General features: G+C 63.5%; 13 protein-coding genes. 3 read left to right on the top strand and 10 right to left on the bottom strand.

Features of this window, described 5'->3' with window-relative positions; translation table 11 throughout:
• Window positions 1–37: 37 nt before the first annotated feature.
• The 3 genes from QZ847_RS13000 to QZ847_RS12990 are packed head-to-tail and all read right to left on the bottom strand — an operon-like array spanning window position 38 to window position 2,276.
• Window positions 38–268: a lipoyl domain-containing protein gene (locus tag QZ847_RS13000; protein ID WP_294198173.1), complete on the bottom strand. Its 231-nt coding sequence runs from the start codon at window positions 266–268 to the stop codon at window positions 38–40.
• Between the two features lie 2 nt (window positions 269–270).
• The gene (locus tag QZ847_RS12995; RefSeq protein ID WP_294357101.1) at window positions 271–1,299 is read right to left on the bottom strand and encodes an alpha-ketoacid dehydrogenase subunit beta; all 1,029 of its coding nucleotides are present in this window, start codon (window positions 1,297–1,299) and stop codon (window positions 271–273) included.
• The gene (locus QZ847_RS12990) at window positions 1,296–2,276 is read right to left on the bottom strand and encodes a thiamine pyrophosphate-dependent dehydrogenase E1 component subunit alpha (RefSeq protein WP_294190759.1); all 981 of its coding nucleotides are present in this window, start codon (window positions 2,274–2,276) and stop codon (window positions 1,296–1,298) included. The genes QZ847_RS12995 and QZ847_RS12990 overlap by 4 nt, the downstream gene beginning before the upstream one ends.
• A gap of 277 nt (window positions 2,277–2,553) precedes the next feature.
• On the opposite strand from QZ847_RS12990, the gene QZ847_RS12985 reads away from it, so the two are divergent.
• Window positions 2,554–5,031, top strand: coding sequence for a TonB-dependent receptor (locus QZ847_RS12985; protein WP_294357099.1), 2,478 nt, complete (start codon window positions 2,554–2,556; stop codon window positions 5,029–5,031).
• A gap of 116 nt (window positions 5,032–5,147) precedes the next feature.
• Here QZ847_RS12985 and QZ847_RS12980 read toward each other — a convergent pair whose 3' ends face one another.
• Together QZ847_RS12980 and QZ847_RS12975 are read right to left on the bottom strand one after the other, a co-directional pair.
• Window positions 5,148–6,707 (bottom strand): GMC family oxidoreductase N-terminal domain-containing protein, encoded by a 1,560-nt coding sequence (locus tag QZ847_RS12980; protein ID WP_294357094.1) that lies wholly within the window; start codon window positions 6,705–6,707, stop codon window positions 5,148–5,150.
• Window positions 6,704–7,627 carry an alpha/beta fold hydrolase gene (locus QZ847_RS12975; protein ID WP_294190756.1) on the bottom strand — a complete coding sequence of 308 codons (924 nt, stop codon included), beginning with the start codon at window positions 7,625–7,627 and terminating at the stop codon, window positions 6,704–6,706. The genes QZ847_RS12980 and QZ847_RS12975 overlap by 4 nt, the downstream gene beginning before the upstream one ends.
• 158 nt (window positions 7,628–7,785) lie before the next feature.
• On the opposite strand from QZ847_RS12975, the gene QZ847_RS12970 reads away from it, so the two are divergent.
• The gene (locus tag QZ847_RS12970) at window positions 7,786–8,760 is read left to right on the top strand and encodes an SDR family NAD(P)-dependent oxidoreductase (protein ID WP_294357092.1); all 975 of its coding nucleotides are present in this window, start codon (window positions 7,786–7,788) and stop codon (window positions 8,758–8,760) included.
• 1,099 nt (window positions 8,761–9,859) lie between these two features.
• On the opposite strand, the gene QZ847_RS12965 is transcribed toward QZ847_RS12970, so the two are convergent.
• The 3 genes from QZ847_RS12965 to QZ847_RS12955 form a co-directional block, all read right to left on the bottom strand.
• The gene (locus QZ847_RS12965) at window positions 9,860–11,194 is read right to left on the bottom strand and encodes an aromatic ring-hydroxylating dioxygenase subunit alpha (protein ID WP_294357091.1); all 1,335 of its coding nucleotides are present in this window, start codon (window positions 11,192–11,194) and stop codon (window positions 9,860–9,862) included.
• Between the two features lie 262 nt (window positions 11,195–11,456).
• The gene (locus QZ847_RS12960; protein ID WP_294357089.1) at window positions 11,457–13,193 is read right to left on the bottom strand and encodes an FAD-binding protein; all 1,737 of its coding nucleotides are present in this window, start codon (window positions 13,191–13,193) and stop codon (window positions 11,457–11,459) included.
• A 107-nt stretch (window positions 13,194–13,300) separates the two neighbouring features.
• Complete coding sequence (locus QZ847_RS12955; RefSeq protein WP_294357088.1) at window positions 13,301–14,527, bottom strand: CoA transferase; 1,227 nt, start codon at window positions 14,525–14,527, stop codon at window positions 13,301–13,303.
• Between the two features lie 199 nt (window positions 14,528–14,726).
• Between QZ847_RS12955 and QZ847_RS12950 the strand changes: the two genes are divergently transcribed.
• The gene (locus QZ847_RS12950) at window positions 14,727–15,713 is read left to right on the top strand and encodes a nitronate monooxygenase family protein (RefSeq protein WP_294357087.1); all 987 of its coding nucleotides are present in this window, start codon (window positions 14,727–14,729) and stop codon (window positions 15,711–15,713) included.
• A gap of 15 nt (window positions 15,714–15,728) precedes the next feature.
• Here the strand turns inward: QZ847_RS12950 and QZ847_RS12945 are convergent, their stop codons facing one another.
• Both QZ847_RS12945 and QZ847_RS12940 read right to left on the bottom strand, forming a co-directional pair.
• Window positions 15,729–16,658 carry an electron transfer flavoprotein subunit alpha/FixB family protein gene (locus tag QZ847_RS12945; RefSeq protein WP_294357086.1) on the bottom strand — a complete coding sequence of 310 codons (930 nt, stop codon included), beginning with the start codon at window positions 16,656–16,658 and terminating at the stop codon, window positions 15,729–15,731.
• Between the two features lie 17 nt (window positions 16,659–16,675).
• The coding region (locus QZ847_RS12940) for an electron transfer flavoprotein subunit beta/FixA family protein (RefSeq protein ID WP_294357084.1) at window positions 16,676–17,365 on the bottom strand (690 nt) is incomplete at its 5' end.

Here is a 17,365-nt window from a genome sequence, read left to right as displayed (position 1 = left end):
GGTGCCCGGCGCCCGCCCGCGACGGGCGCCGGGGCCGTCATTCGATGATACCCAGAACCGTCCCGACCTCGTAGGTTTCGCCCGGCTCCTTCAGGATCTTCAACGTGCCGCTGGCCGGGCTTTCAACCTCGTTGGTCGACTTGTCGCTTTCGAGCGCGAACAGCGGTTCGCCCTCGACCGCCTGCCCGCCGTCGGCAACCAGCCACTCGGCGAGCACGCCCTCGTTCATCGAAAAGCCGAGCTTGGGGAGCAGTACTTCGGTCGCCATCGTCAGTTATCCTGTTTGCAGAGCGTGATTGCCGCCTCGGCGATCCGCTTGGCGTCGGGCGCGTAAGCGGCTTCGAGTGGCTTGGAGAAAGGCACGGGCGCATAGGGTGCGCCAAGCCGGGCAACGGGGCGCTTGAGGACGCCGAACAGTTCCTCGGAGAGGACCGCCGCGATCTCGGCACCGACGCCGAACTGCGTCACCGCCTCGTGCGTGACGAGACAGCGTCCCGTCTTGCGCACCGAAGCGAGAACCGTCTCGCGATCCCAGGGCGAGATGGTGCGCAGATCGATGACCTCGGCCGAAAAGCCAGCCGCCTCGATCGCGTCGGCGGCTGCGACCGCCTCGTTCAGGACGCGCGAGTAGCTTACGATCGTGACGTCGGTGCCCTCGCGCGCGATCCAAGCCTTGCCCAGTGGCACCACATGGCCGGGCTGCGCCGCTTCGCCGCCGCTCCAATAGGCGGGCAGATTCTCGATGTAGAGCACGGGATCGGGATCATCGATCGCCGCGCGCATCAGGCCATAGGCATCGGCGGGGTTGGACGGCGCCACCACCTTCATGCCCGCGGTATGCGCGAACCACGCCTCAAGGTAGTCGCAATGCTGTCCGCCCGAGGAGAAGCCCGTGCCCGTCATGGTACGGATGACGATCGGCACATGCGTCTGACCGCCCGACATGAAGCGCAATTTGGCGGCGTGATTGACGATCATGTCCATCGCCACCGTCGTGAAGTTCATCAGCATGATCTCCGCCACGGGCTTGTAGCCGACGAGACTCGCGCCGATCGCGGTGCCGATGATCGCCTGCTCGGCGATCGGCGTCGAACGGACGCGATGCTCGCCGAACCGGTTCGACAGTCCCTTGGTCACCCCGACCACGCCGCCCTCCTCAGGATCGGCGACATCCTCGCCTAGAACGACGACCTTGTCGTCGGCCTCCATCGCATCGGCGATCGCGGCGTTAATCGCCTGGAGGATGGTGACGGGCTTCACCTTTGCCGCGGCAGGCGGATCAGCGAGGTCGGTGGTCATGCTGCAACTCCGTAGACGTCGCGGGTCAGTTCATCGAGTTCGGGGAACGGAGAGGCGAGCGCGAACTCGACCGCCTCGTCGATCGCGGCCTCGATCTCGGCCTCGGCCGCCGCCAGTTCCTCCTCGGTCGCGATACCCTCGGCGATCAGACGGGCGCGGAAACGGGGTACCGGGTCGGCCTCGACCGCAGCGGCCTTCTGCGCCTTGTCCATATAGCCATCGGCATCGCCGAAGACGTGGCCGTGGAAGCGGAAGGTCATCGCCTCGATCAGGGTCGGCCCCTCTCCCGCCCGCGCGCGAGCCACCGCCTCTCGCGCGGCGGCGTACATCTCAATGGGATCGTTGCCGTCGACGCGGACACCCGGGATCGCATAGCTGCCCGCCCGATCCGCGATCCGCGGCGCTGACGTCGCCTTCTCGTAGGTCGTGTGCTCGCCATAAAGGTTGTTCTGGCAGAGGAAGATCACCGGCAGCTTCCACACCGCCGCTAGATTAAGGCTCTCGTGGAACGCGCCAATGTTCGAGGCGCCGTCGCCGAACGTCGCCACCGCGACCCGCCCGTCGCCGGATAGCTGCGATCCCCAGCCGAGGCCGCACGCGATCGGCATCGACGACCCGACGATCCCCGTCGTCACCATGATCCCCTTGTCCGGATAGGTCAGGTGCATCGGTCCACCCTTGCCTTTGCAGGTCCCGTCGACGCGGCCCGCGACCTCCGCCCACAGATCCTTCAGCGGCATGCCCTTGGCCAGCATGTCGTGAATGCCGCGATAGATGGTGACGAGGTAATCGGTGTCTTCCAGCGCGGTCATCGTCGCGGCGGGGATCACCTCCTGCCCGCGATAACTGTAATAGGGCATGACGAGGCGACCGGTCTTGATGACCTTGCGGCTGCGCTCGTCATTGGCCTTGAGCAACGCGACGCGGCGATAGATTTCGAGCTGCGTGGCTGCATCGGGGGCGTAGTTGCTGGTCATCACGAACCTCTTGAAACGCACGGCAGGTTGCCGATCACCGATGCCACGAAACGGCGTCGACGACGAACGCTTCCGACAGCAGTGGCGATGACATCGTCACTTCCTGACGCGCTTTCCCTCGTCACCCAAGGGGCGCAGGGGCGACATCGCCAATGTGATGCTTGGCCCCAGGACGCCGATCCCGGATTGCGCGGCGCGCGATTGGGGAAGAGGTTTTGCGCCGGGACAACGCACCGCTGAGCCGGGGTCGTGACCGCCATACTGGGGAGGAGGATCCATGAAAGCCGCGTATTTGATCGCCGCGGTCAGTCAGCTCGCGCTGGCGGCCACTGCAAACGCCCAAGCCGTCACGCCAGAGCCCGCGCCTGCCGCCCCGGCCGCACAAAACCCTGTTGATGCCAGCCAAGACGACACAGAGGCGTCGGGGCGTGCCGCGAGCGGCGAAGTCGTCGTGACCGCCCGTCGCCGCGAGGAACGCATTCAGGACGTGCCGATCTCGATCACCGCCGTCTCGGGCGCGTCGCTCGTTGAACGCGGGGTCACCGACATCTTCGGTCTTCAAAGCCAAACGCCTTCACTGTCAGTCACGACAAACGGTGCCAGCCGCACCAGCGTCGCCTATGCAATCCGCGGGCAGCGCACTCAGGAAGCACAGCTGCTTACCGATCAACCCGTCGGAACCTATTATGCAGAGGTGGTGCTGCCCCGCCCTTACGGTTTCGGCAGCAACTTCTACGATATTCAGAGCGTGCAGGTGCTCAAGGGTGTGCAGGGCACATTGTTCGGTCGGAACATGACCGGCGGTGCGGTGCTGGTCGAACCCAATCATCCCGACCTGGGTGAATATCACGCCGATATCACCGGCCAATATGGCAATTATGATCTGAAAGACGTGTCGGGGATGGTCAACGTTCCCGTGATTAAGGACGTATTTGCTTTTCGCGTGGCCGGTAAATATCGTGATCGGACCGGCTTTACCCGCGACGTCAGTACCGGTCGTGATTATGACGACCAGCATTATCATGCTTTTCGTGTGTCAGGCGAACTCAAGCTTGGTCGACTTCGGAACTACACGGCCTTTGACTATCTCAAGCAGGACGAGCATGGCACGGGCCTGAAGCTGATCGGCTACAATCTGATCGATCCGCGCAACGGCCAACCCACCGTCATCGCGCAGCAGGTGGGCGCTTCGCCCTTCTTCCCGTTGGCAGCCGGTGCCCCGCCGCAGGATATCATCGGCAATTTCAATCGAGCGCTGGCGTTGGGTCGCTATCGGATCGATACGGGCAGGATCGGCACGAACGCGGCGCTCGATGGCAGCGCGGGGATACCGTACAACCGGATCAAGAACTACGGCGTCGTCAACCGCACGACACTTGATGCCGGGCCCGTTACGTTCAAGAATATCTTTGGCTATCGCAAGATCGATTACGTCAATCATACAGACTATGACGGCAGTCCAAACTCTTTGATCTTCCCGGTCCAGTTTTCAAACACCGAAAACTACAGCGAAGAGTTCCAGATGCAAGGAACGCCGTTCGGCGAAGCGTTCCAGCTGACGACGGGCGGCTACTTCTTCCTTGAGAAGGGCACCGACGGCGCCTTCGCCAACACGTTCCCGCAGTTGACATCGATCGGCTACGCCTCGAGCATTCCTGCGCTGGCCGGTTCATTCCTCTCGCAGAACGCCGACGCCTTCAATCAAAGCCAGATCGGGGAGGGTCTGGCGCGGAGTTACGCCTTCTACCTGGCCGGAACATACAAGCTGACGGATCACTTCAAATTGTCAGGCGGCGTCCGCTATAACAACGACCTGCGCCGCGCAACGGTCAGCCCATCGCTGCCCAAGCTTGTCATTCCGGGGGTCGGAACGGGTTTCTGTTTGTTCAACGGCCTCGGCACAGTGCCGCTCAACAACTGCTCATTCACGCGCACCCTCAAGAACGACGCGGTGACCTGGGACACGACGCTACAGTATCAGTCCGACTCCGACCTCAATCTCTACATCTCCGCTCGTCGTGGATATCGATCGGGCGGGTTCAACCTACGCGCGCAGTCGGACCTGGCATTCCAGCCATTTCAGCCGGAGACGGTCCAAGAGTATGAAGCGGGCATCAAGAACAGTTTTGACATAGGATCCGGGAAACTATCAACTAATCTGGCCGGCTTCTTTCAGAACTATAAAAATGTTCAGCGTCAGCAGAACATTCTTGTTGGTACCGCGATCGCAACCATCGTCAGCAATATCGGCGCGCAGCACAATTACGGCGGCGAGTTTGAGGCCAACCTATCGTTCGATAACGGCTTGTCGTTCAACCTGTTCTACTCGTATGTCGACATCAAGGTGGTCAAGGGCGACAACGGCACGATTGCGCTCAACTCAATTCCAAAGCATCAGGTTGGCGGTGGTATCACCTATAACCGCGAGATCGACAGCGTCGGCGACCTGACCGCTAACGTCAACGCGACCTATAGAAGCGATACTCCGCTGGACGATTTCGATCTCGACGCGGTTCAGCCCGCTTATGCCCTCGCCAACGCCAGGATCGGGATCAGTCGGATCGCCGGCAGCAACTTTGGCGTCGCGCTGTTCGCCAACAACATCTTCAACAAATACTACATGCAGGGCGGCCTGTACCTTGCCAGCGGCGGCCCGATTATCGGCGGCGTTACCCCAGGGGCCGGTCCGGGCTTCTCGGCCTCGGCTTTTGGCGAGCCTCGAACCTATGGGATCGAGCTGTCGGCGAAGTTCTGACCCGGCACTTGGTGCCGGTCAGCGTTCCGGGTGCCGGTCCTTGGACCGGCACCCTTTCTTTGTCGGTGAGCCGAAGGGGATCAGGGCGAGCAGACCTGCCCGCTCGCCCGGATATTTCAGTTGCGGCGGCGCAGGATCAGGTCGGCGGCGCGCCAACCGATCGCCATGATCGGACCGTTGGTATTGGCCGACAGCATCGTCGGCATCACCGATCCGTCCACCACACGGAGGCCACTTACCCCGCGCACGCGTAGTTCGGGATCGAGCGGCGCGTCCTCGCCCCCCATCGCGACGGTGCCGCAGGCATGATAGCCGGCCTGTCCGCGCGTGCGGTAGAGGTCGATGATATCCTGATCGGTCTCGATCTGGCGACCCGGTGCTAGTTCTTCGGCGATCACGTCGGCTAGCGGCGTAGTTGCGACCAGCCGGCGGATGAAACGAAACATCGCCACCGTCACTTGTCGGTCGTATGGGTCTGACAAATAGTTGGGCTTGATGACTGCCGGGACGTCGGGGTCCGCACTCGCCAACCGGATCGTTCCCTTGCTTCGCGATCTAAGCGGATAGCCGAACATGTGAAAGCTCGGAAAATCGGGAACCTTGGTCGACCCATCGGGCTGGAACAGATAGCCATAGGGCGCCATCAGCAACTCGCAATCGGGTCGTTCAAGCGCCGGGTCGCTCTTGAAGAAGGCGCCCACGTCGTAGGAACCCGCTGCCAGCACGCCCTTGCGCCCGAGTGCATATCGAAGCACGCTGCGCATCAGGCCGAGCCCCTGCAACCGGGGGTTAGCGCTGATCGGCCGGTTCAACCGATAGTGCATCATCTGAAGCCGGTGCTCGAGCAGGTTGGCCCCGACGCCCGGCGCGTCGTGGATCACCGGAATGCCGAGCGACGCCAACGACGCTGCCGGACCGATGCCGGAACGCTGGAGGAGCTGTGGACTGAACAGCCCGCCGGTGCTGATGATAACTTCACGGCGAGCGTTGTATTGAGCCGGCGCGCCGCCGCGGCGGCCGATCACGCCGGTCGCCCGCGTCCCTTCGAACGTGATGCGATCAACCGAAACACCGGTCTCGACCTTAAGGTTGTGGCGACGCATTGCCGGCTTCAGAAACGCCGCCGCCGCGCTGGTGCGGCGACCGTCGCGGATCGTGCGCGGCGCATAACCGATGCCGAACTGCTCGTCGTGGTTGAGGTTGTCGACGCGCGGCACACCCAGCGCGCCCGCCGCTGCGATCAGCCGATCGCCAAGTTCGCCATGTTCCTGGCATACGGACGGTCGAAGTTGCTTTTCCGTCGCGTCAAACGCGCGCGACATCACGTCCCAACCCCAGCCAGTCGCACCCAGCGCCACCCATTCCTGATAATCTTCGGGATGGCCGCGGAAATACATCATGCCGTTGACCGAAGACGAACCGCCCAGCATCTTGCCGCGGATCCACGTCTCGCCCGGAATGTCGCCGTCCGCTGCGGTCGGAATGTAGTGCACGCGCTTCGGGTCGGCGAGCAACTTGCCGAACCCCTTCGGCATCGAAACGAGTGGCGTCGCATCGGTCGGCCCGGCTTCAAGCAACAGCACCTTCGATCGACCGTCGGCGGTCAGGCGATCGGCGAGCACGCAGCCCGCCGACCCGGCACCCACGATGATATAGTCGAATGCCGCCTCGTTCACTTCAGATACTCGTCAAAGAAGGCGACTGCGGCGCCGATCGTCTGTTCGCGCTGACCGGGTTTGTAGCAGTCGAGCTGGTCCATGCGCAGCGATACCATCCGCTTGGGTTCGCCCGCGACGCGATACGCGGTCTGGATCGGTTCGTTGGGATGATAGACGTCGTGCCCGGTCAGCTGCACGATGCAATAAGCGCGCGGCGCGATCTTGCGTGCGGTGTAGGTCGCATCGAATTCCATCAATCGCTCGTAGCTTTCGATCGTCATCTCGCTTGCCGAATGCATCAGCATGTCGCCGGTCTTGGCATACCAGCTCGTCACGTCCTCGATCATCGCCGGGTCGGCAGGCATCGGAACGAAGCCGTCATCCGCTGGCACCATCATCGGAAAGACGGGATCGCCGCCCCCGGTCGCCCGCGCGCGACGCGCATCGCGCAGATACTTTCGAATTGCCAGATAATCGCTCTCGCGGTTTAGCGAGCGGATCCAGAAATCGCCGTCGAGGATCGGGGCTTGCGCGACGCAGGCGCGGACGCGAATGTCATGCGCGGCGACATGGGTCACCACGCCCCCGCCGAAGCTCGTTCCCCAGATACCGATATTGTCGGCATCGATGCCAGGCTGGGTCTCCAGCCAGTCGATCGCCGCCTTGAAATCCTCTGTTTCCTGAAGCGGCCAGAGCCGTCCACGCGGCTCGCCTCCCGATCCGCCGAAATGGCGGTAGTCGATCGCCAGGGTGACATAGCCCGCCTCCGCGAAGAGCCGGCCTTCCTCGACCAGGCTCGTGCGCGCGACCGTGAAACCGTGACCGATTACCAGCGCCGGCGTCTTTGCGTGCTCGTCGAAACCGGCGGGGAGATAGAGGTCACCCTCGCATTGCACGCCTTCGCTGGTGAAGGTGACAGTTCGCTTGTCGATGGCCATGATGCTTCCTCGTGCAGTCGATGTCGCGATCCTAGCAGCGCGCGCGCGCATGGGGCGATCTCGCCGGCGAGTATCACGGAGCCGATATTCGCGCAGACATCTCGACGATGGCGGCAGCTCCGATCACCGTCTCCGCACCATCGACTTGGAGAGGCCCTGTGAACATTCGCTTCGACGACCGCGTCGCTATCGTCACCGGTGCCGGCAACGGCCTCGGCCGGGAATATGCGCTCGAACTGGCGCGGCGCGGGGCACGGGTGGTGGTTAACGACCTTGGCGGTTCCGGGTCCGGCCACGGTCAGTCGGTGACGGCCGCCGATCGCGTGGTGGAGGAAATCAGGGCAACGGGCGGCGAGGCGGTCGCCAGCCACGAAAGCGTCGCCACGCGAGCCGGTGGCTCTGCGATCGTGCAGGCGGCACTCGACAACTGGGGTCGTGTCGACATCTGCATCAACAATGCCGGCTTCCTACGCAACAACCGTTTCGATGATCTGACCGACGAGCAGATCGACACGATCCTCGACGTCCATCTGAAGGGTGCCTTCTATGTCGGTCAGCCGGCTTATCGAGCGATGCGCCGCGGCGGCTATGGCCGGATGCTGTTCACGGCGTCGGCATCGGGCGTCTTCGGCCATGCGTGGCAGGCGAACTACGGCGCCGCCAAGTGCGGCCTCGTCGGTCTGAGCAACGTCGTCGCGCTCGAGGGAGCAGCCTACGGCATCCAGTCAAACGTGCTGCTACCGACCGCCGACTCGCGGCTTGCCGCCGAAATGGATCCTGGCTTCATGGAAATCCCGCCCTTCGCCGACGCGGTCCGGAACGCCGATTTCACTGCAAGTGCGGGGCGGGTCATCCCTCCATTCAACGTACCGCTGGCGCTGTATCTGGTCAGCGAGGTGTGCAGCGCGACGCACGGTCTGTATTCCAGCAATTCGGGCCGCTACGCCCGCGTGCGCATCTGCGCGGTCGATGGCTGGGTTGCGCCTGCCGGCGTGACGCCGCCCACGATCGAAGATATCGGCGCTCATTTCGATCAAATCGAGACAATGGCGAATTGGTCCGAGCCGATGAACGTGTACGAGGAATTCGATGCCGTCGCTCGTGCGGCGCGTGCGCAAGGGGTCTATTCCTGAGTGCAGCGTCGGTAATACGTGTCGTCAGTTTCGCCATCTAAGGCGATCCGACGGCCTTAAGTGTTGGCAACCAACCGCTACCAAAACCCAGCGTCGGTAAATTGCGCGTTCAGGTCGCTGTCGCTGCCGTCACTCTGACGGACGCCAAATAGCGATCGGGCATGTTTCGCGATCACTGGCGCTCAGCCTAGCGGACATGCCCGGCTATGACGTCATTGGCACCGTCGATGGGTCACGCGAAGCGGCACGCGGCGTTGCCAGCGGCGACTACGTCGTCGTCATGCTCAATCCGATCAAACAACATGCCTAAGTCTAGGTCGCCTTCGCGCGAGCAGGCCGCGAGGCTCTCTGCCCCGACGAGCTGCCAGACGCCGTCACCGCGGGTATCTCGAACTCGGGGTTAACCGGCCCTTTTTCTCGAAGAGTGCCACATTCGCCCTAACCCGCAGGAAGCTATGGTCGTGACCGGTGCCACCGCCGCTATCGGTCGTTTCACGACTTATACGGCACGTCGACATAGTACCTTCATCATAGCCTCCAAGCGCAAACAACACCGTAGGCCATCTCTGAACTTGGGACTGGATGCGGTTCTGTTGGTCGACGTCGATCAGCTACGCTGCTAGCAAATCGATCGTGTCGTCAGCACGTTAGGTGACAACGCAGCAGCCCGCCTCCGCCGCGCCGCCCATGCCTGCGGTCGTATTGGCATTGTGACGGCGGCAATGATCGACCGGTTTGGCCGCATCGAACCACCCGCCATGATTGGGGGTCGAACCCGACCGGGCCGATCTCGCTTGCGCCACCGGCTGAGTGACAGAAGGCACAGTAGCGGTGCCGACTGAACATCTCCTGCCTTTGGAGCAGGTCGCGCACATGCTCATCGAACGCGGAGGAACAAGTAGCAAGCCTATCTCGGCATCATGACCCTTCGCACCGCAACCGATGCGAGACGATCAGACGGCGCGATCAACGCAGCGCACTGCGCGCCGGCCGGTGCGAACGCGAGCGCTGCGAACGTCGTTCAGACCTGCCTGAACGACGTTCGCAGCGCTCGGGTGAGGATACAGCCCTGCTCGCCACCGCCTCATCGATACCCGTTTTAGTCGCTATGCGTGCCGTCGACATATTCCTCGAGATGCTTGTGGAAGTTGATGATTTCGACCTCCTGCACCGGATTGGGGCGGGCGTAGCGGAAGGCGCGGCTCTTCATCCCCTTTTGCACCTTTGCCATGTTGGCAACGTCTTGGTCGACGATCTGCCCAAAGGTCTCGCCACTGACGTCCTTGACGACGCGTGTCTCGACCTTCGGCTCCTTGCCGGGGCCGTAGCGCTTGAGTGACCAAATGTTGAAGATGCACTTGTCGGGATCGTTGCCGTCCGGACGCGCGCGATACCAGACGGCACCATCGAAATAGGGCAACGTCACGCAATTGGGAAAGACATGCCAGTCGGTCCCGGCCTTGAACATTGCCTCGGGCGTCAGGTTGGGCGGGTAGCCGCAGCCATCCTCCTCCGCTGCGCGCCGGCCCAGCTCAACTGCCATGCCGAACGCTGTCATCGGATCGGCGTCGGCGGGCACCTCATCCATAATCTTCTTGGCCGCTTCGTAATCGCGGTCGGTGAAGATCGCGCCGAACGTGTCCTCCATCTTGCGGAAAAACTCCACCACGCCCGGGCGCACGTCCGCCGGCGTAGCCTTCTTCAAGCGTGGCGATGGCGTGCCCAACATCGCAGTTGAATTCCAATAACCGAAATGGCTGTGTTTCCCGTGTGCGAAGCTGGTCGTATAGTCCTCGCCCTGCTCGTCGAGCAGCTGGGTATGCGTCGCGGCGACATGATAACCTTCCATGAAGGCTTCGAGCGCGGTCTTCCAATTGCATGGCAGGTGCAGTTCCAGCGACCAGCGGTAGCGCATGTTCTCGAACTCGAACGGGTCGAGATATTCCGGTACGACGCCGAGATATTCCTCCAGCGTCTCGCTGTCAGGATCCATGTTGATCCAGACAAATCCGCCCCAGCTTGCGGTCTTGACCTTTTGAAGATCGATACCTTCACGATCCAGCGTACCGGCCCAGTCGTCGCGGTCCTGCACCGCGACGTTCTTGCCGTTTAGATTGAACGTCCAATTGTGATACTGGCAGCGGAAGTTCACGGCATGGCCGCACCCTTCCATGATCTGCCGGCCGCGATGCGGGCAGACGTTATGGAACGCGTTAAAGCCGCCGTCGCGATTGCGCACCACGACGATCGTCTCGTCGGCGACATCATAGACGCTATAATCGCCGGGGTTAGGAATCTCCTCCTCGCGGCAGGCAACCTGCCAAACGCGCGGCCAGAGACGTTCGTTTTCCTTCTCCAGGAAATCCTTCGAAAGGTAACCCCGTTTGGAGACCCGGATCACGTCTCGCGGACGCGTGTCGACGACGGTTGCCATATCCAACTCCTTACGCCGCGCTTCAGCGCTTTCGAATAATGTCGGCTTTTCGGGATGTAATGACAAGTGCCCTTATCGAAAGGCTTTTCGGTCCGTTCGTCCATCGCATCCGCGAAATCCGATCGGAGATATCAAAAACGGCTTGCGTCAGCATTCCAGCCACATTGGCGAAGCGCGCCCGCCTCATAGGCTTGTGGCACGCGCCTTCGGAGCATGGATGATGACGGCTCCGGCGAATGCTCACGACACCAAGGGCGGTCGGTCAGCTCAGGATCCGGGACAGCTCGTTCGAGCCCGCGCTGTGATGAGCCGCAATATAGCCGAAGGTGAAGGACGCACCGATACTGGCGCCTGCCCCCGGATAGCATCGTCCAAACACCGACGCCGTCGAGTTGCCGACCGCATAAAGGCCCTCGATTACCGATCCGTCCTCGCGCAGCACCCTTGCATATTCGTCGGCGACGACACCGCCCGCGGTACCCACGTCACCCGGATAGATGGCGACGGCATAGAAGGGCCCCTGCTCGATCGCACCCAGATTGGGATTTGGCTTCACCGTCGGATCGCCGTGCGCATTGTCGAAGGCGCGACTGCCGCGCCCGTAATCCTCGTCAACGCCCGTTTTGCAGAACCGATTGTAGCGCGCGACCTCCGCCTCCAGCCCAGCGGCGTCGATCCCGCAAGCCGCGGCAAGCGCGGCCAGCGTATCGGCCTTCTTCATATAGCCGCTTTCGAGCCATGACTTCGGCGTGACGCCGGGCTGCGATGCGCCCCAGTTGTACCGCTCGCGATGGCGCTTGTCGAAGATGACCCATGCGGGCACCGCCCGTCCGGTATCGCGCTGGCGCTGGTAGAGGCGCTCGCCGATCTCCATATAGGCGCCGGCCTCGTCGGCGATGCGTCGGCCGTCCTGGTCGACCATGATCGAGAAGGGCTGGCTTAGGTCGAGGTGGTGCATGAACGGTACCACCGTCCCGTCGGTCCACACCGCCCCCTCGGGCCAGCTGCCGTCGGTGTTGCGTGAGGTCACGACCCACCAGGCCGCGTCGAGGCAGTCGGTCGCGGCGCCCATGTCCATCATCGCCTGAATGACTTCGCCGGTGTCGCCCGGATTGGCATTGGTCCATTCGTTCGACGTCGGCAGCCCGCCCATCACCCGCTCGCGCATCTCCTTGTTGCGCGAGAAACCGCCGACATTGGCGATCACGCCGTCACGCGCGCGCACCTCGATCTCGCGGCCATTCTGTTCGACCACGACGCCGACGACTCGATCCTTCTCGACGATAAAGCGCGTGACCGGGGTCGAGCGATGCAGTTCGACGCCCTCGCGCAGCGCAATCTGGAGCATCCGTCCCTGTATCGCCGCGCCGTTCGACACTGTTTGCCGCCCGGTGATCTTGTCGCGCAGCATCAGCGCGGCGTATTTCGCTGCCATCAGCTTTCCGGCCATCGTCCGCTTGAGCAGAAACAGCACCGGGAACTCGTCCGAACCCATCGGCATATGGGTCAGCGGGCCGTAGAGCGCCAGCCGATCCTTCCACGCGCCGAGCTCCTTCAGGTTGAACTTGGCGGGCATGATCGAGCGGCCTTCGCGAAGCCCGCCGGGAAGCTCGTCATAGTAATCGGGCCAATTAGGCTGCGGACGCCTGACTTTCAGGCCCAATCCGATGAGGAAGTCGAGCATCCGCGGCGCCCCCTTGAGAAAGGCGTCGCGCCGCGCCGGTGTCACGCCAGGCCCACGATAGGTGACGACACTGTCGTAATATCGCCGTGATTTCTCGTAGCTGTCCTCGATACCTGCCTCACGGAGGAGCGAGCTGTTCGGAATCCACCAGACGCCGCCCGAAAAGCTCGTCGAGCCGCCGACCTTGTCCATCTTCTCCAAGATCACCGCCCGCTTGCCGAGCGTCTTGGCAGTCAGCGCCGCCGCCATCGACCCGCCCCCCGATCCAATGACAATCAGGTCATATTCGGATTGCAGCGCCGGCATTTCAGACATTCTTACTCTCCTCCGGCCTCAACTGAACGCCGTGCCAGTTGGTGCCCCTTACTTGCCGGCATGCTCAAGCGCATCGGGCGCTTGATCGCAATCGCGATCGCCCGACCTCAAATGACACCATGTGCTTGCAGGGCAGCGATTTCCTCGTCGCTGCGGCCGAGCAGCCCGCGCAGTACCGCGTCGTTGTCCTGCCCCAGTACCGGCGGCGCGCGCGGCGGACCGATCGGCGTTTCCGACAGCCGGATCGGATTGCGGAGCACCTTGATCGTACCGGCGACCGGATGATCCACCGACGACAGCATTTCACGGTGGCAGATCTGGGGATTGTCGAAGACGGTCTTCACGTCGTTGACGGGGCTTGCAGGCACATCGGCTGCTTCGAGCGACGCCAGCCATTCGGCCGCTGGCCGCTGCGCGAACGCCTCGCCCAAGATCGCGAGCAGCGCTTCCCGATTCTCGATACGGCGGCTGACCTCGTCGAAGCGCGGGTCGCCGGCAAGCTCGGGCTGACCGAGCGCACGGGTCAGCGCCGCAAACTGGCGATTGGTACTCGCGACGACGAAAATTTCGTGATCGGCGCAGCGGAACGTTTGCGACGGGATGCCGCCATAGCCGCCATTGCCCCGTCGCGCCGGGACCTTGCCCGAAATGAGATAGTTCTGGACGTAGTGCGAAAGCGAAGCGAGCCCGCAATCGAGCAGCGCCAGATCGATATGCTGCCCTTGCCCTGTCCGATCGCGATGACGCAGCGCCGCCTGGATCGCGTTCGCGGCATAGAGACCGGTCAGGATGTCGACGATCGACACGCCGACCTTCATTGGTCCGCCGCCGGGCTCGCCGTCGGGCAAGCCCGACACGCTCATCATCCCGCACATCGCCTGGAACACTCCGTCATAGCCGGGCCGGTCGGCGTAGGGACCATCCTGACCGTAACCCGTGATCGAGCAATAAACGAGCCTGGGGTTCGCCGCTCTGAGCGACTCATGGTCAAGGCCGTACTTGGCGAGGACGCCGGTGCGAAAGTTCTCGATCAACACGTCGGATTTCGCCGCCAGCTCGCGAATGATCGCCGCGCCCTCGACGGTCGAATGGTCGACGGTGATTGCACGCTTGTTGCGGTTGCATGACAGGTAGAAGCCGGCATCACGAGTATCCTTGCCGTCCGCATCGGCCAGGAACGGCGGGCCGTACTGTCGCGCGTCGTCGCCGACGCCGGGCCGCTCCACCTTGATGACTTCCGCACCCAGATCGGCAAGCAACTGGCTGGCGAACGGTGCCGCTAGGATGCGGCTGAGATCCAGAATCCTGACCCCCTCAAGGGCTTGCGACGTCATATCTGCTTCTCCCGCCCGTCAGGTATAGGACTTCGACGCCAAAGCCGGGTGCAACACAACGTTGAGGCCCGCCTCATCGAACTGGCGATATGTCCTGGGCCGGGCTTGCCCCGACGCGACCGCCCGTTCGAAGTTGCGGCGGCTCCGGACGCTTGGTCAGGACACTGCGACATCGTCTCGATCAAAGGATTGCCTGCCAATGAGCATGCCGCCACCGCCGATGCACACGCGCGTGACCGAATTGCTCGGCATCGACTACCCGATCATTCAAGGCGGTATGATGTGGTACGGTCGCGCAGAGCTGGCCGCGGCCGTCTCTAACGCCGGTGGGCTAGGCATCCTAACCGCATTGACACAGCCGACGCCGGAGGCACTGGCGGCCGAGATCGCGCGGTGCCGCGACATGACCGATCGCCCATTCGGCGTGAACCTCACCATCCTGCCCTCGATCTCGCCGCCGCCCTATGCCGAGTTGGTCGAGGCGGTGATCGAGGGCGGCGTGACCGTCATGGAGACCGCCGGTCGTAGCCCCCGCGACCTGATGCCACGCATCAAGGCCGCGGGTATCCGCGTGCTTCACAAATGCACCTCGGTGCGTCATGCGCTGTCAGCGGAGCGAGACGGGATCGACGTCGTCTCGATCGACGGGTTCGAATGCGCCGGCCATCCGGGCGAGGACGATATTGGCGGCCTCGTTCTTATCCCCGCGGCAGCGCGCGCGCTCAGTATTCCCGTCATTGCCTCGGGCGGCATCGGCGACGGGTGCGGCATGGCGGCGGCGCTGGCGCTGGGGGCAGAGGGCGTCAACATGGGCACCCGTTTCTGCGCCACGCGGGAGGCGCCGGTGCACGAAGCCGTCAAGCAGGCGATGGTCGAGGCCACCGAGCGCGACACGCGCCTCGTCTTTCGCAGCTATCGCAATACCGGTCGCGTCCTGCGCAACCCGATCGCCGAACAGGTGATCGAGGCGGAGCGCGCCGGCGCTCCCTTCGAGGATGTCCGCCCGCTCGTCACTGGCGCGCGCGGCCGGGCGACGCTCGAGACCGGGGCGGTGGACGATGCGCTGGTATGGGGTGGTCAGGTCGTCGGGCTTATCGACGACGTACCCGATTGTGCGACGCTGGTGCATCGCATCGTTACCGAATGCCGCCAGCGTCTGGCGAGCGCGACCGCGCTGGCGGCGTGAAGCGGGAGACCTTGACTACAGCTTTTCGGTCAGTTCCGGGACCAGCTTGAAGAGGTCGCCGACCAGGCCGATGTCCGCGACCTGGAAGATCGGCGCGTCCTCGTCCTTGTTGATCGCGATGATCGTCTTGCTGTCCTTCATGCCGGCGAGGTGCTGGATCGCGCCCGAGATGCCGACCGCGACATAGACTTCCGGCGCGACGATCTTGCCGGTCTGACCGACCTGATAGTCGTTGGGCACATAGCCTGCGTCGACCGCCGCGCGGCTTGCACCCACGCCCGCGTGCAGCTTGTCGGCGAGCGGCTCGATCAGCTCGTGGAACTTCTCGCCCGAGCCGAGCGCGCGCCCTCCCGAGACAATGATCTTCGCGCTGGTCAGCTCAGGCCGCTCCGACTTGGCAAGCTCCTGGCTGCCGAAGGTCGCCAGACCCTTGTCGCCGGTCGAGGCGACCGCCTCGATCGTGCCCGAACCGCCCTCGGTCGCGGCCTTCTCGAACGCGGTGCCGCGCACGGTGATGACCTTCTTCGCATCCTTGGTCTGCACGGTCGCGATCGCGTTGCCGGCGTAGATCGGACGCGTGAACGTGTCCTCGCCCTCGACCGACAGGATGTCGCTGATCTGCATGACGTCGAGCAGCGCGGCGACGCGCGGCGCGATCGCCTTGCCCGATGAGGTCGCCGGCACGACGAACGCGTCGTGGTGCCCCATCAGCTCGACGACGAGCGGCGCAACGTTCTCGGCCAGCGCGTGCGCGTAGGCGGCGTCGTCGGCGACGTGGACTTTGCCGACGCCGGCGATCCTAGCTGCCGCCTGCGCGGCACCGTCGACGCCCTGCCCAGCGACGAGCAGGTGAACCTCGCCCAGCTTCGACGCCGCGGTCACCGCCGACAGTGTCGCGTCCTTCACGGTCGAACCATCGTGTTCGACCCACACCAGAGTCTTCATGTTCAGGTCCTTTCGGATTAGTTCGCGATGCCCATCGACTTGAGCTTGCCGACCAGTTCGTCGACGTCGGCGACCTTGATGCCGGCCTGACGCTTGGCGGGCTCGACCACCTTCAGCGTGGTCAGGCGCGGGGCGACATCGACGCCGTAATCGGCCGGCGTCTTCTGCGCCATCGGCTTCGACTTCGCCTTCATGATGTTGGGCAGGCTCGCGTAGCGCGGCTCGTTCAGGCGCAGGTCGGTGGTGACGATCGCGGGCAGCTTGTAGGTGTCGGTCTCCAGACCACCGTCGACCTCACGCGTGACGGTCGCGCTATCCGCCGACAACTCGACCTTCGACGCCGCGGTCGCCTGACCCCAGCCGAGCAGGCCGGCGAGCATCTGCCCCGTCTGGTTGTTGTCGTCGTCGATCGCCTGCTTGCCCAGGATCACCAGACCCGGCTGCTCTTCCTCGACGATCTTCGCCAGCAGCTTGGCGACGCCGAGCGGCTCGACCCTGCCCTCGGCGACGACCAGTACCGCGCGGTCGGCACCCATCGCCAGCGCGGTGCGCAGCGTTTCCTGCGCCTTCTGCTCGCCGATCGACACTGCGACGATCTCGGTCACGACACCCTTCTCCTTCAGGCGGATCGCTTCCTCGACCGCAATCTCGTCGAAGGGGTTCATGCTCATCTTGACGTTGGCGAGGTCAACCCCCGACCCGTCCGC

Source organism: uncultured Sphingomonas sp. (genome assembly GCF_913778135.1).
In the GTDB taxonomy this organism is placed as follows: Bacteria; Pseudomonadota; Alphaproteobacteria; order Sphingomonadales; family Sphingomonadaceae; genus Sphingomonas.
Note: the sequence above shows the minus strand (reverse complement) of the source record. Positions and strands in the feature narration are given on the sequence as shown.

What these genes read in the sequence shown, in the direction of transcription:
- QZ847_RS13000 (WP_294198173.1), bottom strand. Translation starts at nt 268, where the DNA reads ATGGCGACCGAAGTACTGCTCCCCAAGCTCGGCTTTTCGATGAACGAG.
- QZ847_RS12995 (WP_294357101.1), bottom strand. Translation starts at nt 1,299, where the DNA reads ATGACCACCGACCTCGCTGATCCGCCTGCCGCGGCAAAGGTGAAGCCC.
- QZ847_RS12990 (WP_294190759.1), bottom strand. Translation starts at nt 2,276, where the DNA reads ATGACCAGCAACTACGCCCCCGATGCAGCCACGCAGCTCGAAATCTAT.
- QZ847_RS12985 (WP_294357099.1), top strand. Translation starts at nt 2,554, where the DNA reads ATGAAAGCCGCGTATTTGATCGCCGCGGTCAGTCAGCTCGCGCTGGCG.
- QZ847_RS12975 (WP_294190756.1), bottom strand. Translation starts at nt 7,627, where the DNA reads ATGGCCATCGACAAGCGAACTGTCACCTTCACCAGCGAAGGCGTGCAA.
- QZ847_RS12965 (WP_294357091.1), bottom strand. Translation starts at nt 11,194, where the DNA reads ATGGCAACCGTCGTCGACACGCGTCCGCGAGACGTGATCCGGGTCTCC.
- QZ847_RS12960 (WP_294357089.1), bottom strand. Translation starts at nt 13,193, where the DNA reads ATGTCTGAAATGCCGGCGCTGCAATCCGAATATGACCTGATTGTCATT.
- QZ847_RS12955 (WP_294357088.1), bottom strand. Translation starts at nt 14,527, where the DNA reads ATGACGTCGCAAGCCCTTGAGGGGGTCAGGATTCTGGATCTCAGCCGC.
- QZ847_RS12950 (WP_294357087.1), top strand. Translation starts at nt 14,727, where the DNA reads ATGAGCATGCCGCCACCGCCGATGCACACGCGCGTGACCGAATTGCTC.
- QZ847_RS12945 (WP_294357086.1), bottom strand. Translation starts at nt 16,658, where the DNA reads ATGAAGACTCTGGTGTGGGTCGAACACGATGGTTCGACCGTGAAGGAC.